Below are 24,646 nucleotides of genomic sequence, written 5' to 3' on the forward strand. Positions count from 1 at the left end.
AATCTGAAATCATAAATCATAAATCTCCACAAGCCTTCTGAAGTTGATAATAAGTATAAATCACACGAGTACGCGCATTGACCAACTGCAATTCTACATTCAAACGGACGGAATTTGCATCAAGCAAATCAGTCAGGATAGCCAACTGATTCAGGTAACGATTCTGCATGATACGATAATTCTCTTCCGCTTGTCGGACTGACAGCTTTAGAGCTTCCACCCTTTGCAACGCTTCCCGGTGGCGTAAAAAAGCCGAACGTACATCGACGCGGATTCCCTGCATCTTCTGCTCTTCCTCATTTTTCCGCAAGGATACCATCAGTTTGCTCTCTTTTATTTTATGGTTGTTCTTGTACAGTGACGATAAAGGATAGGAAACCGACACACCTACATTCCAGTTATTATTATACATATCTGCCAACGTACGTGAGATGGGGCGCGCCAAAGTATTCGACGCATAAAGCGACACACTGGGAAGAGAAAAGGACTTGACAGAACGGATTTCATTCCTCGCCAATTCTGTTTGTGCACGAAGCAGCTTCATCGCCGGATCATTCGCATAAGCCTGAACAATATAATCATCATACGGCTGCAAGGCAACTGCCTGATAAAGAACAGTAGTATCGGGGTTTAATAATAAATTCTCGTCCTGTCCCAATAAGATATCAAGTTGCTGCGATACAAGCGCAATGCTGTTTTCCGTTTCCTGTAGAGACAGGCGATCATTAGTCAACTGCATTTCGCTCCGCACCACATCATTGTTCGTTATCAAACCCTCCTTTTTCATCCGCCGTATATCGTGCAGCCGGAGTTCCGACTCCTCAATATTCCGCGCCAGTACCTCATGCTGCTTAAACAAACTAAACAGATTCATATACTGATTCAATAACCTTAGCTTTATTTCCGCCTGATCGGTCAATGTCTGTAATTCGGCAACTTGCTTTTCTATATCCGCTTTATGAATAGCGCTTCGGATTTTACCACCCTGATAGAGAGGCTGCGCAAAATCAATTGCATAGTTTTGTGACCAGTCCGGTGCTTCCGGATAGGCAGAGTCGGATAATCCCCGTTCCCAAACGACGGGTTGTCCTACAAATCCCCCTTTCAGTCCAATCTGCAATTCCGGCAACTGCGCAGAATGTGCGATTCGCATCCGCTCCTGTGCCATGGATTCTTTCATTGCATCTGCCTGAAGTTGCAGACTATATTGCACTCCCCGTTCAAAAAGCTGATCGACAGTAAGGAACAAAGAATCTGTTTGTGCGTTGATGGAGGAAGTGACCCAAAGCAGGCAGGACAAAGCTGCCCCATATTTTTTATACATTTTCAAGTACATCGTATACACCTTTTAATTCAGATAACATCGTTCAATGCTTTCTATACCAATAATCTTTTCTGCGTATACATAAACCTGATCGAGAATCGGACGAATCTGGTCTTTAAACTCCTCCCCTTCGGGAGTCAGGAATACCAGTTTATTACGACGGTCGGCGGGATCTTCTTTACGGTACACATATCCTTTCTTCTCCAGATTATTCATCAAATTGGTCAGACAGGCTTTATCTTTTGCAATACGTTCTGCCAATATCTGCTGACTGATTCCCTGCTCGTGCCATAAACTACTCAATACCTGAAGCATCTCAAACGTAATACCCGCGTTATTTTTTCTCAATGTCCGTTGCATAGACCGGCGGAAAGCCATACGGGTACGAACAATCTGCAACATGAGTTCTCTAAACTCTGCTCCTTCTCTCATTTTCTATAACCTTTTACCTGTTTCGTTTCGGTGGCAAAGTTATATATTTTCGCCGAATTAGTCAAACGTTTGACTAATTTCATTTTCACACCATGTAGACATAATTCCTGTCCATTCGTTTATTCATTCATTAAATCACTATATATTAATGCATTAACATAGTACTCCAATCTTTATTATCAAAATATTCAAGCAAAAAGTTTGTTCATCTGAAATCTTTTATTTTACTTTGCACTACAAAGTACTTTTTTATATGAATAAAGATAAAGCATTAGAATCGGTAAATGAGATAAAAGAGTTGATGGAAAAGTCCTCAAAGTTTATCTCTCTAAGTGGTCTCGCTGCAATCATGGCGGGCATTTACGCATTAGTTGGCGCATATATCGCCACACAAGTTATTACACCGGGCACTCATTTAATTGTTGCCCTTGAATTGATGGCTATAATAGCTTCGCTCGTATTGGTAGCTGCTGCGGTCACTGCTTGCATCCTGTCCTATTACAAATCCAAGAAGACAGGGCAAAAATTTTTCAGCCGCCTCACTTACCGGGCATTGTGGAATTTCTCTCTTCCGATGCTGACCGGAGGTGTTTTATGTATTTCCATCCTTATGCACGAGTATTATGACATTCTGGCTTCTGTCATGCTTCTATTTTACGGGCTGGCACTAGTCAACGTTTCCAAGTTTACTTATTCCAGCATCGTATGGTTAGGTTATGCTTTCATCTGTTTGGGCATCGTAGACTGTTTTTGGGAAGGTCATTCATTATTGTTTTGGACCATCGGTTTCGGCGGTTTCCATATCCTCTATGGTATATTGTTCTATTTACACTACGAAAGAAAGAGATCATAAATGATAGAAGCATTCCAATATATTAATAAAGCATTCGAAAGCAAGGTCCGACTGGGCATCATGGCTATTCTGATGGTAAATGAGGAAGCTGATTTCAATTTTCTGAAAGAACAGCTCTCTCTGACCGACGGCAATCTTGCCAGCCATACCCGTGCCCTGGAAGAACTGGGATATATCGTATGCAACAAAAGTTTTGTCGGACGAAAGCCACGGACTGTTTTTCAGGCAACCCCGCAAGGCAGAGAAGCTTTCAAATCGCATATTGAAGCCTTAGAGAAATTTCTAAAATCAAAATAAATAATTCATCAAAACACTACTGGCTTATGGACGCTTTCAATGAAAATTCAAATGAGCAACAGGCGCAGCAACCTATGGGATGCCTCCACCGTTTCTCCAAAACAATCAAGGTTGTCATCATCGGATTATTAATCCTTCTCCTGATGATCCCCATGTTTATGATTGAGAATCTTATTTCCGAACGGGGACGAACCCAGGAAGAAGCTATCGACGAGGTAAGCGAAAAATGGAGTCTTGCACAGACCATCACTGGCCCTTACCTGAATCTCCAGTATCCGGTTGTCACTGAAAACAACGGTGAGAAGAAGATTTCCATCAAAGACCTGATACTTTTTCCTGACGAGCTTATGGTCAACGGACAACTGAAGACTGAAATCCTGAAAAGAAGTATCTATGAGGTCAATGTATATCAATCGGAACTGACATTGAAAGGGTCATTCAGTTCGGAAGAATTGAAAAAGAGCAGAATAGACATGGAGCAGTTGCAGTTTGACAGGGCAGCTATTTGCTTGAATCTGACCGATATGCGGGGTATCAGCGAACAAATTAGCATCACCTTGGGAGATTCTGTTTATATATTCGAGCCGGGTATGGACAACAGAGGAATAGCTAACACCGGAGTTCATGCGATCGCTAATTTGTCGGAATTGAAGCAGAATAAAAAACTGCCATACGAAATAAAAATCAAACTGAAAGGTTCACAGTCACTCAACTTTATTCCATTGGGTAAAACAACCCGTGTAGATCTGAAAGCCAACTGGAATACACCGAGCTTTACCGGAAACTATTTGCCTAACAACCGGAATATTACGGAGAAGGAATTTTCCGCACAATGGCAAGTTTTAAACTTGAACCGGAATTACTCACAAGTGATGGTTGACTTCAACACCTCAAATATCAAGGATATTGAGAGTTCCAGTTTCGGTGTGAACTTCAAAATTCCGGTGGAACAGTACCAACAGTCTATGCGCTCCGCAAAGTATGCTATTCTGATTATCCTACTGACTTTCGGAGCTATCTTCTTCACTGAAATCATGAACAATACCCGCATTCATGCCTTGCAGTATTTATTGGTAGGACTGGCTCTCTGTCTATTCTACAGCCTGCTCCTCTCCTTCTCCGAACACGTCGGTTTCAACCCGGCCTATTTGTTATCTTCTGCACTGACTATTATACTGGTAGGCGGATATATGTTCGGAATCACCAAGAAAAAGAAACCGTCATTAATCATGTCCGGTTTGTTGGCTATACTCTATATTTATATCTTTGTGCTTATCCAACTGGAGACTTTCGCATTATTGGCAGGCAGCTTAGGACTGTTTATCATTCTGGCAATAGTGATGTATTTTTCAAAGAAAATAGACTGGTTTAATGAATAAGATTCTATTTCTCAAGCTGTCAATTAGAAAACTATGGATATAATATATATTAAAGGAGATGCTACATCTCCTATCTCACCGGGTAATAAAATCATCACTCACATCTGCAATGATATTGGAGGATGGGGAAAAGGATTCGTATTGGCACTTTCCAAAAAATGGAAAGTTACCGAAGAAGCTTACCGCCAATGGTATAAATCCCAAGAAGAATTCTCCTTAGGAGATGTACAGTTCGTCCACGTGCAGATGATATATATGTCGCCAATATGATAGGACAGCAGGGTATCTACAAAAATACAAATGGATTACCTCCTATCCGCTATGAAGCAGTCCGACAATGTTTAAAAAAAGTAGCCTTGTTTGCAATGGAACAGAAGGCAAGTATACATATGCCACGAATTGGTTGTGGATTGGCTGGCGGGAAATGGGAGCTTATCGAACAAATTATCAAAGAAGAATTAATTGATAAAGAAATAGCTGTAACCGTATATGATTTATGAATAAATCCAGAGTTACTCAATAAACAAGAGGCTTTCTTCTGAAACACTTGACAAATGGCTTTTTATTTTGTATCTTTGAGGAAAAAAAAGCAATAAGAGGAATGAAAAATATAAGAAAAATAGAGACATAAAAAGCCTTTAAACTGATACATTTCAGTATTAGTACAGATATATCATAGGGCAATAATCTAACTGATACATTTCAGTATTAGTACAGATATATCATAGGGCAATAATCTAACGATCATTGCCCTATTTGTTTATATTTTTACTTAATTCATTCTATCGAATCTCTAAAAACGATCAAAATAGTTTTTAATAAAATCTGATACCGTTTATAATAAACTATCAAAAAGTTTATTATAAACAGAAAGTACGTTTATTAAGAGCGTAGTCCTTAATTGTAAAAATTGAGAAACACGTTTGCATACAATAGCAGGTCATTAATAAGTCTATTTATTCACACAGTAATAGAAATGGACATAATCATTATTTCATCCAAACGATTGGATACCCCAACTCTCTTTTGATTGCTTCCATTTCTGCACTGTGCCACATTTCATGTTTAAAGCTCCACGACAATGCTTCATATTTAGTTTCCGCAACAGGATGTTTAAACGGGAGAGGCTGCAAGCACTCTGCCAAAACATCATCATTCAGAGTTTCCAGATTCTCGATACAGATTTGATGAACAATTTCCGTTTGTTCTCTCAATTCAGCAACTGGAATCAAGTCCTTTTCTATGGAACGATGCAATGTTCCCATACCATTGAATATTCTATTATATTTTTGGATAGGCACTAATCGCCCCACCTTTTCGTTCACTCCGGTAACAGCTGTCAGTGTATGAAAATTCTGTGAAACAAGCAGATGTCCCACTTGCCAAATAAAGTTAGAATCTGTTCCTTCAGGAATAACATACCACAAATCTTCCGGCAATTCAGACATCAAACGATTCACAAATGTGCGAGCTTCTATAATCTGCTCCTTTAAAAAGTCAATTTTACTCATAACTATATGTTTTTTAATTATACATATAGTTAGTGGAAAAGCAAATGAGCTTTGTGACAACTTACTGCAAGAATTTCTCCCAATAATTTTTCCTCGGTAGTTCTTTTTCAAACTTCCTATATAAATCGGCAAGCCTCATCATTCGTTGCACCATTGTATATTCTTTATCCATATCAATAGAATATACCGGTTTGCAAATGCGACATTTACAAGCACCATCGGGATTATATAACGGGCAAGTATCATTCATAAAAGCTGTGATTTTCTGAATGGAACGATTATAGATTTGCCGCACATTACTTTCTTTCAGTTCCATGATTTCGCCAATCTGCCGATAAGGCAACCCGACATTTTCTCTAAAGATAAAAATCAGACGAGCATCATTATTCAGACAATGATTTAAAGCGGTGATACACCAGTCGCACCTTTCTTTTATCCATTCCCGCTTCGCTTCTTCCCCACCGGAATATTCAAATTCCGGCAACGAACGAAAATATTCGATTTCCGACATTTTCACCTGCTTTTCACATGCTGCATATCTGCCAATAGTGCGACGAGCGATAGTGTATATCCATGTAGAAATCTCCGAATCGCCTTTAAAACTACTGATACTTTTGCAAAGTTCATACCACACTTCCTGTGCTGCTTCGCGGGCGATTTCTTTATTCTGAATCATCCGGTGAGCAATCATGGAAATCATATTTCCATATTCTTTCACCAAACAATTGATATCTATTTCCATCGTTACACACTAAAATGTTTTCTTCAAATATATCATATCCACCAACTGCACACCATCCTCATACATCGGATGATCGTAGTTGTCAGTAAAGAAATTCTTTATCCGGTGAGAAATCGCAAAACCACAATGTTCATAGAATGATCTGGAAGAAGGTACATCTCCTGTGCCCACCAACATTTCAGAGCACTTCCCCTGATAATATTCAAATAAAAACTCTATTAAACGTTTTCCGTACCCCTGTCGTTGGAAGAAAGGAACAGTAGCAATATTCTTGATTTCATAAACACCTTCTCCCTCACGTGTCACCACACAAAGAGCTTTCAACCCATCATCATAAAGAACAAACATATCACCGCGTTCCAAATATCGGTCAATCATACTTTCTTGTTCATCAGCCAAGAGTAATAAATCAAGGAATTCTTTTTTATCTGAAGTTACTAGTTTTATCTCCATATTTTCTATTTTGTCACAAAATAAAAATGTTACCGACTCATTTTCCTATGGTCCAAAATAATATTCATATTCTCCAAAGCCCATCCCACCAGTCCTTCAATATGAGGAATCAAGGTACCACCTGTATCTGTCAGGCAATACTCCACACGAGGAGGTACTTCAGCATATACTTTCCGTTCAACCAATCCATCTGATTCCAAAGTACGCAATGTAACAGTCAACATTCTTTGAGAGACGTCTTCTATCGTTTTATGGATATCACTAAAACGCATAGTTCCATTTGCGTTCAGCGTAATAAGCACCAACATCGACCACTTATCTCCCAAGCGGCTAAGCACATCTCTTATCGGACAATTCCCCGTCGGATGAAAGTTTTTCATTCTTTAACGTTTTGTATTTTATTGAGTTTCAGCAATAGTTACCTCTATGTAACTTCCTTATTTTCAAGTACGTTATTGCATTTCTCAAACAAGAAAGATACATTTGCATCACAAAAGTAATAAACTTACTAATAATAACTATTGTTTCATTTAAATAATTATGATTATGGCAAAGAAAGTTGCAGTTTTAGCAGTGAATCCGGTAAATGGTTGTGGATTATTCCAATATTTGGAAGCATTTTTCGAGAATGGCATTTCATATAAAGTATTTGCCGTATCGGATACGAAGGAGATTAAAACAAATTCAGGAATCAACCTAACAGTGGATGATGTGATTGCTAATTTGAAGGGACACGAAGATGAGTTTGACGCACTCGTTTTCTCTTGTGGCGATGCAGTGCCTGTATTTCAGCAGAATGCCGATAAGCCTTATAATGTAGATTTGATGCAAGTCATTAAAACGTCGGGGATAAAGGGAAAATGATGATCGGACATTGTGCCGGTGCAATGATGTTTGACTTTACCGGTATAACCAAAGGAAAAAAAGTAGCAGTTCACCCATTAGCCAAGTCAGCTATTCAAAACGGAACAGCTACCGATGAGAAATCAGAGATAGATGGTAACTTCTTCACCGCTCAAAATGAAAATACTATTTGGACAATGATGCCGCAGGTTACCGAAGCATTAAAATAATGCCGGCTGCGCAGATATAAAACAATAAATATAAACATTATTATTTAAATTCACGTATCCGAAGATGAAAAAGCACGTTCGTTTAAAAGGAACGGTGTGTTTCTCGGTGTGCAACGGGTCGTTTCTTTTAAAGGAGCGACCCATTGGTTTTAAAGGAAAAACACACCATTTATTATGCATTAGTAATCAATTACTTACAAGTTCGAAAAATTCTAAGACTGACTAACTTCCCCAAACAACGTTTTATTTAATAAATCCGTACAATTCCACCTCTTTATTTCTCAAAATACTGTTGTTAGTTAACTAAAATCCAACGGAAATATCATATATTACATTATCTTTTCGCACCAAGAAAAAGAAAAACGGAACATTACAAAAATCCGAAACAGCGTTCATCATTTTTAAAAAAGTCCGTATATTAGCAGCTTGAAGATTTGAAAGAGATAAACAGCATACTCCTTTCGAGTTTAAATAACCAAACAAGATGCCTAAAACAATATGACCAGAGAAAAAGAAAATTATAATGCATTTTTACTTCATTTTTTAGAAAGATTGAATGGCTGTGAATCTATTGAAAACAAAATCACAGAATCACTTACGGATATTTGCGAATACTATGGTTTTAAAAGAGGATTCATTTACCAAACTGATGGATTTCGCTACTTTTACCTAAAGGAAACTGTCGGAAATAGCGACAACATCCTGCGACAACGTTTTGAAATCAGCGAAATGACCAATCAACATGCTGCGCGCATAAATGGAAAGAACAAACCTTTTTATGCTTGCAGAAACCAAAATACTTCTTGGAATGATGTAGACATCGTGGATTTTTATAAAGTCGACTCATTACTAATCCGGCAAATCCAAGACTCCGAAGGGAAAATTATCGGATTCATCGGATTTGGAGACAGAGAACATGCAATATCCTTCACCGATGAAGAACTTCAAGTGATTCATCTCATTTTAGGCTCCCTCTCCAAGGAAATAGCAGTGCGGGAATATAAAGAAAGAGAAGTGCGGGCAAGCAAGACATTAAGCAGCATCATGAATAATATGGGAGTTGACATTTATGTGAACTCTTTTGATTCTCATGATATGCTATATGTCAATGAATCTATGGCCGCTCCTTATGGAGGCATCGAACATTTTGAAGGAAAAAAATGCTGGCAGGCTCTTTATAAAGATAAAACCGGAGAATGTGAATTTTGTCCTAAAAAACATTTGATTGACGAAAACGGGCAACCTACCAAAGTCTACTCCTGGGACTACCAACGCCCGTTTGACAAATGTTGGTTCCGGGTATTCAGCGCAGCATTTGCCTGGATTGACGGACAAATAGCACATGTTATAACCAGTGTCGATATCAACCATCAAAAAACGATTGAAGAAGAACTAAGAGTAGCCAAAGAAAAAGCAGAAAATCTGGACCGCTTAAAATCAGCCTTTCTCGCTAACATGAGTCACGAAATCCGCACTCCGCTAAATGCGATTGTTGGTTTTGCAAGTCTGTTGGTTGAATCGGACGACAAAAAAGAACGTCAGGATTATGTTGACATTATGCAGGAAAACACAGAACTTCTTTTGCAGTTGATTTCCGATATTCTCGATTTATCGAAAATAGAAGCCGGAACACTCGACTTCACCATGGATCACCTGGATATCAAGAGCTTCTGCGAAGATATAATGCGCAATTATGATATAAAAGAAGATAAACCCGTACCCGTTTTGCTGGCTCCGGATTTACCTGAATATTATATTTACACAGACAAAAAACGTTTAATGCAGGTTATTACCAATTTCATAAATAATGCTCTCAAATTTACAAATGAAGGGCAGATTATGTTGGAATATCGCCATAAAGCAGAAAGTAATGAGATAGAATTCGCTGTCACAGACACAGGTATGGGGATTGCACCCGATAAAGTAGATCAGGTGTTCGACCGATTTGTAAAACTCAACTCTTTTTCAAAAGGCACGGGCTTAGGTCTATCTATTTGCAGAAGTATCATCGAACATCTTGGCGGCACTATCGGTGCCGAATCCGAAATAGGAGTCGGCAGCCGTTTCTGGTTCACACATCCCTTGCGCTTAAATCAATAAGAAATAATAAAAAGAACCTGCCCTACTTATCAATAGTAGGAACAGGTTATACTTTTTTTCTATGGAGTGTCTCCCTCATCTATAGAAAGATCAATGAAATAATGCCTTCTTTCGACTTCCTTTTTGCCACTTCCTGTGAAAAACACTACTTTTGCATCGCTATTTTGATTTTAGAATAAAACAAATACCCAACGTTCATTTATGACTGAAGAAAAAATACATAAAGACCGTCCCGGAAACTGGTGGGCATTAAGCCCGTTACTCGTATTCCTTTGCCTCTATCTGGTAACTTCTATCCTCGTCAACGACTTTTATAAAGTACCTATCACAGTGGCCTTCCTCGTCTCTTCCTGTTATGCCATCGCCATTACACGCGGCTTAAAACTAGACCAACGTATCTATCAATTCTCGGTAGGAGCTGCCAATAAGAATATCCTCCTGATGATATGGATATTCATCCTTGCCGGAGCTTTTGCCCAAAGCGCAAAGCAAATGGGTGCAATCGATGCCACCGTCAATCTGACGCTGCATATTCTTCCTGACAATTTATTGCTGGCAGGTATCTTTATTGCCGCCTGTTTCATCTCTTTATCCATCGGAACCAGTGTGGGAACTATTGTCGCCCTTACTCCCGTTGCCGTAGGACTGGCAGAAAAAACTGAAATAGCTCTCCCCTTTATGGTAGCCGTCGTAGTAGGCGGTTCTTTTTTCGGAGACAACTTATCTTTTATCTCCGACACCACCATCGCTTCGACAAAAACCCAGGAATGTGTAATGCGCGATAAATTCCGTGTAAATTCTATGATTGTCGTCCCGGCAGCCATCATTGTGTTGGGAATTTACATATTTCAGGGACTATCCATTACAGCCCCCACCCAAACACAGACCATTGAATGGATCAAAGTTATACCTTATATAATAGTATTAGGAACAGCCATTGCCGGAATGAACGTGATGCTCGTACTCATAATAGGTATATTGACAAGTGGCATCATTGGCATCGCGACCGGCAGCTTCGGGATCTTCGACTGGTTTGGTGCCATGGGAACAGGAATTACAGGAATGGGAGAACTGATTATTATCACTCTGCTGGCCGGAGGGATGCTCGAAACAATCCGTTATAACGGCGGTATCGATTTCATTATCCGAAAACTCACCCGCCACGTCAATGGTAAAAGAGGAGCCGAACTAAGCATCGCAGCCCTAGTAAGTATCGCCAACTTATGTACTGCCAACAACACGATTGCCATTATCACAACAGGACCGATTGCCAAAGATATTGCCGTGAAATTCCATCTCGACCGAAGAAAAACAGCCAGTATCCTCGATACTTTCTCCTGCCTGATACAAGGGATTATTCCATACGGAGCGCAGATGCTGATTGCAGCGGGACTCGCCAGTATCTCCCCCATCAGTATCATCGGCAATCTCTATTATCCGTTTACAATGGGAGCATGCGCCTTACTGGCAATCTTGTTCCGCTATCCGAAACGGTATTCGTAAAAAAGATGCGAAATGTTTGTCAATCAAAAGAAAAGCCGTATCTTTGTGCCCGCTATTACGAGATAATAGCATAATTCAAATCAATCATTAAAAACAATTATTTAAAATGGCAACTAGAATCAGATTGCAAAGACACGGACGTAAAAGTTACGCGTTCTATTCAATTGTAATTGCAGACAGCAGAGCACCACGTGATGGTAAATTTATTGAGAAGATTGGTACTTACAACCCTAACACCAATCCTGCTACAGTAGATTTGAATTTCGACGCTGCATTGGCATGGGTACTGAAAGGTGCACAACCAAGTGACACTGTACGTAACATCCTTTCTCGTGAAGGAGTTACATGAAGAAACATCTTCTGGGCGGTGTAGCAAAAGGCGCATTCGGAGAAGCAGAAGCAGAAGCTAAATTCGAAGCTTGGAAAAACAACAAACAGTCAGGTTTGGCTACTTTGAAAGCTAAACAAGACGAAGCTAAGAAAGCTGAAGCTAAAGCACGTCTAGAAGCAGAAAAGAAAATCAACGAAGTGAAAGCAAAAGCACTCGCTGAAAAGAAAGCTGCTGAAGCTGCTGAAAAAGCTGCTGCTGAAGCACCTGCAGAAGAAGCTGCCGCAGCTCCGGCTGAAGAAGCTCCTGCAACAGAAGCTGCTGCTGAATAAATTTCAGCAGATTCCGAACAAGAAATTAGGAAAAAGCAATAAATCCTCTCCGGTCCGCCGGAGGGGATTTTTTTATTACTTTCTGCTATAAAACATATCAAATTATTTATTCCGTTCAGAATAAAATGCCTTTCTTTGCATCAGCATAGTTCAGCATAGTATTACTTATTTTTCGAATATGAAACGAACTGATAAAAAGGCAACATTCGGACAACAGGCAAGCAAGGTTACGCAACTAGCGGACGCACTTAGCCAGGCGATTTCCAGGAAAGAATTTCTTGAAGGAGATTCTTTGCCTTCCATCAATCAGTTAAGCGCTCAATACGGAGTATCACGTGATACGGTTTTCAAAGCTTTCCTTGATTTACGCGAACGAGGACTGATCGACTCCACTCCCGGCAAGGGCTATTATGTGACGAGCCAGGTGACCAATGTTTTATTGCTGCTCGACCAATATACTCCTTTCAAAGAAGCTTTATACAATAGTTTCGTCAGACATCTGCCTATTAACTATAAGGTAGACTTATTATTTCATCAATACAACGAACGGTTGTTCAATACGATCCTCCGGGAATCCATCGGGAAATACAACAAATATATCGTGATGAATTTCGATAACGAGAAATTCAGCACTGTTCTCAATAAAATTAATCCTTCAAGATTATTACTTCTCGATTTCGGCAAATTTGAAAAAGAAAAGTATTCATATATCTGCCAGGATTTTGATGAATCTTTCTTTCAGGCATTGAATCAGCTCAAGGAAAAGTTGAAGAATTATCGCCAGCTCGTTTTTCTGTTTCCAAAAAGCTTGAAGCACCCCCAAAGCAGTAAGGTGTATTTTACCCGTTTCTGCCAGGAACAGGGATTTCTCTGTGAAATACAGGAGGATATTGAGAACCTGATTGTACGTAAGGGAGTTGCCTATATCGCTATCAAACAACAAGACGTAGTAAAGGTGGTGAAACAAGGAAGATTGGAAGGGCTGAAATGCGGAAAAGATTTTGGCCTGTTGGCTTACAATGATATTCCTTCCTATGAAGTGATTGACGAAGGAATAACCTCATTGAGTATTGATTGGGAAATGATGGGAAATGAAGCGGCCAATTTTGTTCTCAATAATGTACCGGTGCAGAAGTTCTTGCCGACGGAAGTTAGACTTCGAAAGTCGCTTTAATTTTTTTTTGCGAAGACATCAGCACAGTTCAGCACAGATATTAATTAATCCTTTAATAGATAGAAACCATGAAAAAGTATCCGAAAATCGGGATTCGTCCCACAATCGATGGTCGCCAGGGTGGCGTTCGCGAAAGCTTGAAGAGAAAACAATGAATTTAGCAAAAGCAGTAGCCGAGTTAATCAGCAGCAACCTGAAAAACGGTGATGGCAGTCCGGTAGAATGTGTTATAGCCGATAGCACGATCGGACGCGTAGCCGAAAGTGCCGCTTGTGCGGAAAAGTTTGAAAGAGAAGGGGTCGGTTCTACCATTACTGTTACTTCCTGCTGGTGCTACGGTGCAGAAACAATGGATATGAATCCACATTATCCGAAAGCTGTCTGGGGATTCAACGGCACAGAACGTCCGGGAGCTGTATACCTTGCTGCCGTACTTGCCGGACACGCACAAAAAGGCCTTCCCGCATTCGGTATCTACGGACGCGACGTTCAAGATTTGGACGACAACACAATCCCTGAAGATGTATCGGAAAAGATTCTTCGTTTTGCACGTGCCGCACAGGCAGTAGCTACGATGAGAGGCAAATCTTACCTGTCAATGGGTAGTGTATCTATGGGTATCGCCGGTTCTATCGTTAATCCTGATTTCTTCCAAGAGTATTTGGGAATGCGTAATGAGTCAATAGACCTCACAGAAATCATCCGTCGAATGGACGAAGGCATCTATGACCACGAAGAATACGCCAAAGCCATGGCCTGGACTGAAAAAAATTGCAAGACAAACGAAGGTGAAGACTTCAAGAACCGTCCTGAAAAACGTAAAACCCGTGAACAGAAAGATGCTGATTGGGAATTCATTGTAAAGATGACGATTATCATGCGCGACTTGATGACCGGAAATCCCAAATTGAAAGAAATGGGATTCAAGGAAGAAGCCTTGGGACACAATGCCATTGCAGCCGGTTTCCAGGGACAACGCCAATGGACAGACTTCTATCCTAACGGTGACTATCCGGAAGCTCTGCTCAATACTTCTTTTGACTGGAACGGTATTCGTGAAGCATTTGTCGTAGCTACCGAGAACGATGCCTGCAACGGCGTAGCTATGCTGTTCGGACATTTATTGACCAACCGCGCCCAAATATTCTCTGACGTACGTACTTACTGGAGTCCTGAAGCCGTGAAACGTGTAACCGGCAAAGAATTGAGCGGATTGGCAGCAAATGGTATCATTCATCTTATCAATTCCGGCGCAACAACTCTCGACGGTTCCGGCCAATCATTAGACGCGGCAGGCAATCCGGTTATGAAAGAACCATGGAACCTGACAGACGCTGATGTAGAAAACTGCCTGAAAGCAACTACCTGGTATCCGGCAGACCGTGACTACTTCCGTGGCGGCGGTTTCTCTTCCAACTTCCTGTCAAAAGGTGGCATGCCCGTAACCATGATGCGCCTCAACCTGATTAAAGGCTTAGGCCCTGTCCTGCAAATCGCAGAAGGATGGACAGTAGAAATAGACCCGGAAATCCACCAGAAACTCAATATGCGTACAGATCCGACATGGCCTACCACCTGGTTTGTACCGCGTCTGTGTGAAAAACCTGCTTTCAAAGATGTATATTCAGTAATGAATAACTGGGGAGCCAATCATGGAGCCATCAGCTATGGACACATCGGTCAGGACTTAATCACTCTTGCTTCCATGCTCCGCATCCCGGTATGCATGCACAATGTAGAAGACAACGAAATATTCCGTCCGGCAGCTTGGAACGCCTTCGGCATGGATAAGGAAGGAGCGGATTACAGAGCTTGTACCACTTACGGTCCTATCTACAAATAATTTTAATTCAGACAAAAGAACATAAGGACAAAAGATAAAACAACTTCAATAAATAGCTATAAATAATTCTATTAGCGCAGACCTTATGTTCTTTTGTTCTTATGTCTAAATAAAAGCAATTTCGACTCACTTAATTCTAATTTTTTTATCTTTGCAATTATGATTACCAACGAACATATCGAACAGTTCATCGAACAAGCACACCGTTACGGAGATGCAAAGTTAATGCTTTGCAGCAGCGGTAACCTTTCCTGGAGAATCGGCGAAGAAGCATTGATTTCCGGTACGGGTTCCTGGGTTCCCACACTTGGCAAAGAGAAAGTATCTATCTGCCATATTGCCAACGGCACTCCTACCAATGGTGTAAAACCTTCTATGGAAAGTACATTCCATTTAGGGATTCTCCGCGAACGTCCGGACGTCAATGTTGTTCTCCACTTTCAATCGAAATATGCCACGGCTGTCTCCTGCATGAAGAACAAACCGACAAACTTCAATGTAACAGCAGAAATTCCCTGTCATGTAGGTTCGGAAATACCTGTGATTCCGTATTATCGTCCCGGCTCACCGGAACTGGCAAAAGCCGTGGTAGAAGCCATGCTAAAGCATAACTCGGTTTTACTGACCAACCACGGGCAAGTGGTATGCGGAAAAGACTTCGATCAAGTATACGAACGGGCTACCTTCTTTGAAATGGCTTGCCGCATCATCGTTCAATCCGGCGGTGATTATTCAGTACTCACACCGGCAGAAATTGAAGACCTGGAAATCTACGTATTAGGAAAGAAAACCAACTAATATCCGGGCAATATACCATGAAAGATACCATCAAACACACTTATTTAGCAGCAGACTTCGGAGGCGGAAGTGGACGGATTATCGCCGGCTTCCTTCACCATGGCAAACTGGAGTTGGAAGAGGTATACCGTTTCTCCAATCGACAGGTCAAACTAGGAAATCATATCTACTGGGATTTCCCGGCCCTGTTCGAAGATATGAAAACCGGACTGAAACTGGCTGCACAAAAAGGATATGCCGTAAAAAGTATTGGTATTGACACCTGGGGAGTGGATTTCGGACTGATTGACAAACATGGAAACCTGTTAGGAAATCCAGTCTGTTATCGGGATGCAAGAACAGAAGGAATACCGGAAGAAGTATTCAAGCTATTGGATGAACGCCAACACTATGCCGACACCGGTATTCAGGTGATGGCTATCAATACGCTGTTTCAACTTTACAGCATGAAACAGCATCAAGATGCACAGTTGAAAGTTGCCCGGCAACTGTTATTCATGCCCGACCTCTTCAGCTATTTCCTGACAGGAGTAGCCAATAATGAATATTGCATTGCCTCCACCTCCGAATTACTCGATGCCCAATCGCGGAACTGGTCAGTGGATACCATACGCGCCTTAGGTATTCCCGAACATCTGTTCGGTGAGATTATTCTCCCCGGAACAATCAGGGGTACTCTGAAAGAGGATATTGCCCGCGAAACAGGACTGGGTACCGTAGACGTTATTGCTGTCGGCTCACACGACACAGCCAGTGCCGTCGCCGCTGTTCCTGCCGTAGAAAGTCCTATCGCTTTCCTTAGTTCCGGCACTTGGTCACTACTGGGAGTGGAAGTGGATGAACCCATATTGACGGAAGAAGCAAGAAAAGCTCAATTCACCAATGAAGGAGGCGTAGACGCAAAATCCGTTTCCTACAGAATATAACAGGACTATGGATTTTGCAACGCTTGATGAGTGAATGGAAAGCATGTGGCGAAGAACAAAATTATGATATAATCATCCCGCAAGCTGCCGAAGCACAGATTGCGACCATTATCCCTGTGGATGACGCAACATTCATGAATCCGGAAAATATGGAAAACGCTCTTATTCATTATTGTCGGCATCATGCTTTGCAAGTGCCGAAAAACAAAGCAGAAACCGTGCGATGTGTACTCCAGTCATTAGCTTTCAAATATCGGCAGGCGGTGGAACAGCTCAACCGTTGTCTCCCCTCTCCGATCCGTCAGCTAAACATCATCGGCGGAGGATCACAAAACCAATTACTCAACCAACTGACAGCTGACGAACTCGGTATTCCCGTTTATGCAGGTCCGGTAGAAGCTACTGCAATGGGAAACATTCTGACACAGGCTATGGCAAAAGGAGAAATAGCCGATCTCCGTGAATTGAGAGAGATTGTAACTCGTAGCGTTACCCCACAAGTATATTACCCTAAAAAATAAAAGTATATGGAAACACCCAAAACCGGTTATCAGGTCAATCTTATGACGTTCCCGTCAAACGATATTGCCAAACCCTCGATTTACGCGATTCTCCGGAACTGATCGCTGAATATCGGAAAAGACATAGCCAGGCGGAAGCATGGCCCGAAATCCTAGCCGGGATCCGGGAAGTCGGTATTCTGGAAATGGAAATTTATATCTTGGGAACACGACTGTTTATGATTGTCGAAACTCCCCTTGATTTTGACTGGGACACAGCAATGGAACGCCTGAACACGCTTCCCCGCCAACAGGAGTGGGAAGAATATATGGCCATCTTCCAACAAGCCGCTCCCGGAATGAGTTCCGCAGAGAAATGGAAACCGATGGAGAGAATGTTCCATTTGTATAACACTTAAAAAATACCAGAAACAACCATGAAACACCCCAAACAGTCCATCCTCTCGAAAGATGGCATCAGTTATCTTATACCTTTTGTTCTCATTACCTCATGTTTTGCATTATGGGGATTTGCCAATGATATTACCAATCCGATGGTAAAGGCATTCTCCAAGATTTTCCGGATGAGTGCTACCGACGGAGCATTGGTACAGGTTGCCTTCTATGGAGGGTACTTTGCAATGGCTTTCCCGGCTGCCATATTCATCCGCAAATATTCCTACAAAGCCGGTGTTTTGTTAGGACTGGGAATGTATGCTTTCGGAGCATTTTTATTCTTCCCCGCCAAAATGACGGGAGAATATTATCCGTTTTTGATTGCCTATTTCATCCTGACCTGCGGATTGTCCTTCCTCGAGACAAGCTGTAACCCGTATATTCTTTCTATGGGAACGGAAGAAACAGCTACCCGGCGTTTGAACCTTGCACAGTCTTTCAATCCGATGGGGTCACTTCTCGGAATGTATGTAGCCATGCAATTCATTCAAGCGAAATTGCATCCGATGTGTACTGAAGACCGCGCATTGCTTAACGACAGTGAATTTCAGGCGATCAAAGAAAGCGACCTTAGTGTTCTGATTGCTCCTTATCTTATCATCGGACTGGTTATCGTAGCGATGTTGCTTCTGATACGATTCGTCAAGATGCCGAAAAACGGAGATCAGAATCATAGAATAGATTTCTTTCCTACACTGAAACGCATTTTTACCCAAACACGTTATCGTGAAGGGGTAATTGCTCAATTCTTCTATGTAGGCGCGCAAATTATGTGCTGGACATTTATCATTCAGTATGGAACCCGTTTATTCATGTCGCAAGGTATGGACGAGAAAAGTGCGGAAGTGTTATCACAGCAATATAATATTGTGGCAATGGTGATATTCTGTATCAGCCGTTTCATCTGTACATTCATTCTGCGCTATCTCAATGCAGGCAAATTATTGATGATTCTCGCTATCTTCGGAGGTGTTTTCACTCTAGGAACTATCTTCCTCCAGAATATCTTCGGACTTTACTGTCTAGTAGCAGTTTCCGCCTGTATGTCACTAATGTTCCCCACCATCTACGGTATTGCCTTGAAAGGCATGGGAGATGATGCTAAGTTTGGAGCTGCAGGCCTTATTATGGCTATCTTGGGAGGCTCTGTTCTTCCACCGCTACAGGCAAGTATCATTGACCTGAAACAAATAGCCTGGTTGCCGGCTGTCAATGTTTCATTCATTCTACCCTTCATCTGCTTCCTTGTAATCATCGGTTATGGTTACCGTACAGTGAAAAGAAACTGGTAAAAAACAAACTTAAAAATAGTGACGCTATCCCATCATGATACCGTCACCATCCCACCCATATAGTGACGGTATCCGCAGCGGATAGCGTCACTATTTTATTTATCTTTTTTTCATAAACAATTCCCATTTTCTTCGCGTCTTAATTTTATTTGCCTACATTTGCCATTCGATTTCCAATAATTTGTTAACTCAATGACCACAAGCCAAGACAACATATTACTAGCAAAACAATTCGGAATGATATTCACAGAGTATTATTCGGTAGTAAAATATTTCGCTTTTATGTTGCTTAAATCCGAAGAAGACGCAGAAGATATTGCTCAAGACGTTTTCACGAAATTATGGACCCAGCCCGAAATATGGACAAAAGTACCCAATTTAAAACCCTATGTCTATACTCTTACCAAAAGCACGACCCTCAATTTTATCAAACACAAAAAGATAGAATTAGCCTATCAGGAGAAAGTGATAGAAAAAAGCCTTATTGAGGAACTTTCTCAAACAGAAGATCCTCTCAATGCCATATACTATAAAGAAGTTAAACTTATCATCCAATTAACCCTCGACCGTCTTCCCGAACAACGCAGAAAGATTTTTGAGATGAGCCGTTTCGAAAATATGAGCAATAACGAAATCGCTGAAAAGCTGAACATTTCAGTCCGAACAGTAGAGCATCATATCTATTTAACTCTACTTGAAATGAAAAAAATATCTTTTTTGTTTTTTTTCGCACTTTTCCTTAAGTAGTCTGTCTTAGTTAATTGAGGTATTAATGTAACAGATCTAATTAATATCTCAAAATGAAGAATTATTTTCAGAAAATACTAGCCTTATTTACCGGAAATGACTATCCGGGATCTACCCGACAGGAATTCTACAAATGGTTGGTAGACGAAGAACATGTTTCCGAAAAGGATGAAGCATTACAAACTCTGTGGGAAGAAGGATACAAATCAGGAACAGCTCCTAACTTGCATCAATCATACGAGCTATTAAGAAGAAATGCAGGCATTCCTTCCGTACGAGAAGAACGGAGAATCCGCCCGATCCATATCTGGCAAATAGCCGCTGCCGTATTCTTTATAGTAGCAGCTTCTTCCATCTATCTTTCTACCATAGGAAAAAAGGTGGAACCCAATTTATTGCAGCAATATATTCCGACAGCAGAGGTACATACTCTCACCTTGCCTGACGGAACCAAAGTACAACTGAACTCACAAAGCACCCTTTTATATCCACAGGAATTTACTGGTAAAGACCGTAGCGTATTTCTGATTGGTGAAGCCAATTTCAAAGTGAAACCGAACAAGAAGCATCCGTTTATCGTCAAGTCGAACGATTTTCAGGTAACAGCACTCGGAACGGAATTTAACGTAGCTGCATACCCCGAGAATCCGATCATAGCGGCAACCTTGATTTCAGGAAGTGTACTCGTTGAATATAATGATTTGAATTCTCAAATGATTCTGAAACCAAACGAGCAATTGGCCTATCATAAACACACCCGACAATACCATCTGGACACTCCCGATATGAATGACATCACAGCCTGGCAACGTGGCGAACTGGTATTCAGAGAAATGAATGTAAAAGAGATTATAACTATATTAGAACGTAAATATCCATATACCTTTGAGTATCGCCTGAAGAATCTGAAAGAAGATAAATACAGCTTCCGTTTTAAAGATAAAGCACCGCTGTCCGAAGTTATGGATGTAATAGTAAATGTAGTAGGTCAGATGGATTATAAAATACAAGGTGACTGCTGCTATTTAATCCCCAAATAGAAAAATATCCTGATAACAGGAAAAGAACAGATAACAATATTACTCATTTAGTTAACCTTATACGCCCATGCAAAAAGTATCCGGAACAGAGGGCGAACTCTATCCCGGATATGAAATCAAATTTCTCAATATTAGAGTTCTACTCTATTAATCACCGTGAAATAATTTAGTTTATAACCTAATACTAAGAAAATGCTACAAATTTATGAATTTATAGTAGACCATACAGCAAAGGGAAGAAGTTTTTTACTTTTTTTCTGCTTGTTGCTCATTACAACAAGCTCCTTTGCGCAAACAGATGCCTCAATCACCATTCAAAAGAAAAATATATCTGTCATTGAAGCACTTAAAGAAGTAGAAAAACAATCCGGCCTATCTGTAGGTTACAACGACTCCCAATTAAAGAACAAGCCTGTATTAAATCTTGATCTTAGAGCTGTAACAGTAGAGAACGCCCTTACACAAATTCTCAAAGACAGTGGATTCACTTATGAGTTCAAAGGGAAATATATAATGATTGTTCCTGACAAAAAAACAGAAGTAAATCCAATTAAGAATGTGACTGGAAAAGTTGTTGATGAGAATAATGAACCTCTAATTGGAGTTAATATCAAAGTGGAAGGAAACTCCGAAGGAGCTATCACCGACATAGATGGCAATTTCACAATCGTGGTCCGCCAAGGTAATATATTAAGCTTTACCTATGTGGGATATACGTCCAAAACTGTGAGAATAACAGATAAAAACATCTATGCAGTAAAATTAGTAAGCGACACGAAACAACTCAACGAAGTAGTCGTGACTGCCCTCGGTATCAAGCGCGAGCAGAAAGCTTTGAGCTACAATGTGCAACAGGTGAAATCGGATCAACTGACAGAAATTAAAGACGCTAACTTCATCAACAGCCTGAATGGCAAAGTGGCAGGTGTCAATATCAACAGCAGTTCTTCCGGTGTAGGTGGAGCCAGCAAAGTGATAATGCGCGGTACGAAGTCTATTGAGCAATCCAGCAATGCCCTGTATGTGATTGACGGCATCCCGATGTTTAATTTCGGTGGTGGCGGCGGTACGGAAAACGGTTCCCAGGGAGTTACCGAAAGCATTGCCGACATCAACCCGGACGATATTGAAAGCATCTCGGTCTTGACAGGAGCGGCCGCCGCCGCACTATACGGAAGTAACGCTGCCAACGGAGCTATCGTCATCAACACGAAACGGGGTAAGGTAGGCAAAATGCAGGTTTCTGTATCCAGTAACACTGATTTTTCTAAACCATTTGTGATGCCGCGCTTTCAGAACCGTTATGGTACAGGCAGTAAAGGAAAATCGGACGGTTCTTCTACAAATTTGAGTTGGGGACCGTTACTGAACGATGCATCCCGCAGGGGGTACGAACCACGTGACTTTTTCGACACAGGAATGACTTATACCAATTCCGTCACCTTATCGACAGGTACAGAAAAGAACCAGACCTTCTTTTCCGCAGCCGCAGTAAACTCGGAGGGGATTGTACCGAATAACCGCTACAACCGTTTTAATTTTACTTTCCGTAATACTACTTCATTCCTGAATGATAAACTGAAACTAGACATCGGAGCGAGCTATATTATTCAGAATGATCGCAACATGACTAATCAAGGCGCTTACTCAAACCCGATAGTTCCTGTTTACCTGTTTCCGCGTGGAGACGATTTCAACTTGATAAAAGTATTCGAACGTTGGGACCCGGCCCGCAAGATCAAGACCATGTACTGGCCACAAGGCGAAGGAGACCTGCGTATGCAAAACCCTTATTGGATAGCATATCGTAATCTACGGACCAACAATAAGAAGCGTTACATGCTGTCCGCCTCGTTAAGCTACGACATCACGGACTGGCTGAACGTCTCGGGACGTGTCCGGGTAGATAACTCCAATACCAAATATGAGCAAAAGTTGTACGCCAGTTCGAATACTACTCTCACTGAAGGTAGTACCCAAGGATTCTACGCCATTGCCAAGCCGGATGAATCACAAGTGTACGCCGATGTACTGGCAAACATCAATAAACGCTTTGGGGACTACTCACTTGTAGTGAATGTCGGAGCGAGCATCGTGGATAATAAGTATGACGAACTTAGTTATCGCGGACCGATACGTGCCAATGGTATTCCTAATGTGTTTAATGTCTTCGATCTCGACAATACGCAAAAGAAAGCTCGTCAGGATGAATGGGAGGAACAAACTCAATCCATTTTCGCGAGTGCGGAACTGGGCTGGAAAAGTATGCTTTACCTTACTTTGACCGGACGTAATGACTGGGCATCACAACTGGCAAACTCATCTTCCACCTGTTTCTTTTATCCGTCAGTGGGACTTTCGGCGATCATCTCCGAAATGGTAAAACTACCTTCTGCAATCGATTACCTGAAAATACGCGGTTCATTCAGTTCCGTCGGTATGCCCTACCCACGTAACCTGACTTCACCTACCTTTGAGTACGATGAAACGACACAGACGTGGAAACCCAAAACGCATTATCCTATCGGCGACCTCAAGCCAGAGCGAACCAATTCATGGGAATTAGGACTGGACATGCGTCTCTTCAAGGACTTCAACCTTGGCGTGTCATGGTATCTGGCTAACACGTTCAACCAGACCTTCGACCCGAAAATTTCCGTATCTTCGGGATATACTACCATTTACTTGCAAACAGGTTATGTACGTAACCAAGGAGTCGAGCTCTCTCTTGGTTATGGACACACATGGAAAAAAGACTTCCGCTGGCAAACGAACTTTACGCTTAGCCACAATAAAAACAAAATTATCGAACTGGTAAAGGATTACATACACCCGGAAACAGGTGAGCCTATCAATAAAGACCGGTTGGACGTAGGCGGACTTGGAAAGGCACGGTTCATCCTGAAAACGGGAGGGTCACTCGGTGACCTCTACACTCAAGCCGACCTAAAACGGGATGATAACGGAATGGTGGAAATTTCCCCTGCAGGCGCATTGATAACAGTCAATAATCAACCTGATATCAAGTTGGGAAGCGTCTTCCCCAAGTGTAATCTGGCATGGAGCAATCAATTCTCATGGAAAGGATTTAATGTCAGTGCTCTGTTGACCGCACGTATTGGCGGTATTGTTTATTCTGCCACAGCAGCAGCCATGGATCAATACGGTGTGTCCGAAAGCTCGGCGATTGCCCGGGACAACGGTGGCGTATTGATAAACGGACGTAACAGGGTGGATGCCCAGACATGGTTCACCGCCATTGGTTCCCAGCTGGGATTGCCACAATATTATACCTACAGCGCCACCAACGTACGCCTACAGGAAGCAGCTATAGGATATACCCTCCCCCGTAAATGGTTACATGATGTATGTGACATACAGGTGTCCGTTGTAGGACGCAACCTCTGTATGATATATAACAAAGCTCCCTTCGACCCTGAAGCGGTTGCCACAACCGGCAATTATTATCAAGGAATCGACTACTTTATGCTACCGAGTACACGCAATATCGGTTTTAACGTGAAAATAAACTTTTAACGGATA

18 protein-coding genes and 6 pseudogenes are annotated in these 24,646 nt (G+C 41.5%); 18 read left to right on the forward strand and 6 right to left on the reverse strand.

What is annotated here, in order from left to right:
- Positions 1-16: 16 nt before the first annotated feature.
- The gene (locus DXA05_RS18200) at positions 17-1,336 is read right to left on the reverse strand and encodes a TolC family protein (protein WP_118407777.1); all 1,320 of its coding nucleotides are present in this window, start codon (positions 1,334-1,336) and stop codon (positions 17-19) included.
- Positions 1,317-1,756, reverse strand: a pseudogene (locus tag DXA05_RS18205) (MarR family transcriptional regulator). The gene DXA05_RS18200 and the pseudogene DXA05_RS18205 overlap by 20 nt, the downstream one beginning before the upstream one ends.
- A gap of 253 nt (positions 1,757-2,009) precedes the next feature.
- On the opposite strand from DXA05_RS18205, the gene DXA05_RS18210 reads away from it, so the two are divergent.
- From DXA05_RS18210 to DXA05_RS27885, 5 genes are read left to right on the forward strand one after another with little or no spacing between them, the layout of a single operon-like run.
- A complete protein-coding gene (locus DXA05_RS18210) occupies positions 2,010-2,609 on the forward strand; it encodes a hypothetical protein (RefSeq protein ID WP_009040467.1) in 600 nt (199 codons plus the stop codon).
- On the forward strand, positions 2,610-2,906 hold the full coding sequence (locus tag DXA05_RS18215) for a transcriptional regulator (protein WP_004313179.1): 297 nt from the start codon (positions 2,610-2,612) through the stop codon (positions 2,904-2,906). It begins immediately after the preceding gene.
- A gap of 26 nt (positions 2,907-2,932) precedes the next feature.
- Positions 2,933-4,285: a cell envelope integrity protein CreD gene (gene creD / locus DXA05_RS18220; protein WP_128859462.1), complete on the forward strand. Its 1,353-nt coding sequence runs from the start codon at positions 2,933-2,935 to the stop codon at positions 4,283-4,285.
- A 33-nt stretch (positions 4,286-4,318) separates the two neighbouring features.
- Positions 4,319-4,555, forward strand: coding sequence for a hypothetical protein (locus DXA05_RS27880; RefSeq protein ID WP_284515612.1), 237 nt, complete (start codon positions 4,319-4,321; stop codon positions 4,553-4,555).
- Positions 4,552-4,785 (forward strand): hypothetical protein, encoded by a 234-nt coding sequence (locus DXA05_RS27885; RefSeq protein ID WP_284515613.1) that lies wholly within the window; start codon positions 4,552-4,554, stop codon positions 4,783-4,785. The genes DXA05_RS27880 and DXA05_RS27885 overlap by 4 nt, the downstream gene beginning before the upstream one ends.
- A gap of 489 nt (positions 4,786-5,274) precedes the next feature.
- Here the strand turns inward: DXA05_RS27885 and DXA05_RS18230 are convergent, their stop codons facing one another.
- The 4 genes from DXA05_RS18230 to DXA05_RS18245 form a co-directional block, all read right to left on the reverse strand.
- A complete protein-coding gene (locus DXA05_RS18230; protein WP_049702550.1) occupies positions 5,275-5,796 on the reverse strand; it encodes a DinB family protein in 522 nt (173 codons plus the stop codon).
- 61 nt (positions 5,797-5,857) lie between these two features.
- Positions 5,858-6,538, reverse strand: a complete 681-nt coding sequence (locus tag DXA05_RS18235) for a sigma-70 family RNA polymerase sigma factor (RefSeq protein WP_049702549.1) — start codon at positions 6,536-6,538, stop codon at positions 5,858-5,860.
- Positions 6,539-6,547: 9 nt separating this feature from the next.
- Entirely contained in the window at positions 6,548-6,991 is a 444-nt protein-coding gene (locus DXA05_RS18240) for a GNAT family N-acetyltransferase (protein WP_008022934.1), read from the reverse strand.
- 29 nt (positions 6,992-7,020) lie between these two features.
- Complete coding sequence (locus DXA05_RS18245) at positions 7,021-7,371, reverse strand: helix-turn-helix domain-containing protein (RefSeq protein WP_004313186.1); 351 nt, start codon at positions 7,369-7,371, stop codon at positions 7,021-7,023.
- 166 nt (positions 7,372-7,537) lie between these two features.
- Here DXA05_RS18245 and DXA05_RS18250 point away from each other — a divergent pair.
- The 13 genes and pseudogenes from DXA05_RS18250 to DXA05_RS18310 all read left to right on the forward strand — a co-directional run bounded on the left by DXA05_RS18250 (position 7,538) and on the right by DXA05_RS18310 (position 24,640).
- A pseudogene (locus DXA05_RS18250) lies at positions 7,538-8,064 on the forward strand (DJ-1/PfpI family protein).
- A 498-nt stretch (positions 8,065-8,562) separates the two neighbouring features.
- Positions 8,563-10,164: an ATP-binding protein gene (locus DXA05_RS18255; RefSeq protein ID WP_004313188.1), complete on the forward strand. Its 1,602-nt coding sequence runs from the start codon at positions 8,563-8,565 to the stop codon at positions 10,162-10,164.
- A gap of 201 nt (positions 10,165-10,365) precedes the next feature.
- Positions 10,366-11,667 (forward strand): Na+/H+ antiporter NhaC family protein, encoded by a 1,302-nt coding sequence (locus DXA05_RS18260; RefSeq protein WP_008640665.1) that lies wholly within the window; start codon positions 10,366-10,368, stop codon positions 11,665-11,667.
- A gap of 106 nt (positions 11,668-11,773) precedes the next feature.
- Positions 11,774-12,327 (forward strand): annotated as a pseudogene (locus DXA05_RS18265) (30S ribosomal protein S16).
- A 178-nt stretch (positions 12,328-12,505) separates the two neighbouring features.
- Positions 12,506-13,501 carry a GntR family transcriptional regulator gene (locus DXA05_RS18270; RefSeq protein WP_008640666.1) on the forward strand — a complete coding sequence of 332 codons (996 nt, stop codon included), beginning with the start codon at positions 12,506-12,508 and terminating at the stop codon, positions 13,499-13,501.
- A 68-nt stretch (positions 13,502-13,569) separates the two neighbouring features.
- Positions 13,570-15,344: pseudogene (fucI, locus tag DXA05_RS18275) on the forward strand (L-fucose isomerase).
- Between the two features lie 159 nt (positions 15,345-15,503).
- Positions 15,504-16,142: a class II aldolase/adducin family protein gene (locus tag DXA05_RS18280; protein ID WP_128859463.1), complete on the forward strand. Its 639-nt coding sequence runs from the start codon at positions 15,504-15,506 to the stop codon at positions 16,140-16,142.
- 17 nt (positions 16,143-16,159) lie between these two features.
- Positions 16,160-17,589: pseudogene (locus DXA05_RS18285) on the forward strand (rhamnulokinase family protein).
- Positions 17,590-17,595: 6 nt separating this feature from the next.
- Positions 17,596-17,987, forward strand: a pseudogene (locus tag DXA05_RS18290) (L-rhamnose mutarotase).
- 18 nt (positions 17,988-18,005) lie between these two features.
- Positions 18,006-19,316 (forward strand): L-fucose:H+ symporter permease, encoded by a 1,311-nt coding sequence (fucP, locus tag DXA05_RS18295; RefSeq protein ID WP_049702544.1) that lies wholly within the window; start codon positions 18,006-18,008, stop codon positions 19,314-19,316.
- Between the two features lie 192 nt (positions 19,317-19,508).
- Positions 19,509-20,063: an RNA polymerase sigma-70 factor gene (locus DXA05_RS18300; RefSeq protein ID WP_049702543.1), complete on the forward strand. Its 555-nt coding sequence runs from the start codon at positions 19,509-19,511 to the stop codon at positions 20,061-20,063.
- Positions 20,064-20,116: 53 nt separating this feature from the next.
- On the forward strand, positions 20,117-21,103 hold the full coding sequence (locus DXA05_RS18305) for a FecR family protein (protein ID WP_049702542.1): 987 nt from the start codon (positions 20,117-20,119) through the stop codon (positions 21,101-21,103).
- A 192-nt stretch (positions 21,104-21,295) separates the two neighbouring features.
- On the forward strand, positions 21,296-24,640 hold the full coding sequence (locus DXA05_RS18310) for a TonB-dependent receptor (RefSeq protein ID WP_117684279.1): 3,345 nt from the start codon (positions 21,296-21,298) through the stop codon (positions 24,638-24,640).
- Positions 24,641-24,646 lie beyond the last annotated feature (6 nt).

Source organism: Bacteroides sp. AM54-2NS (assembly GCF_003602935.1).
Lineage (GTDB): Bacteria > Bacteroidota > Bacteroidia > Bacteroidales > Bacteroidaceae > Bacteroides > Bacteroides xylanisolvens.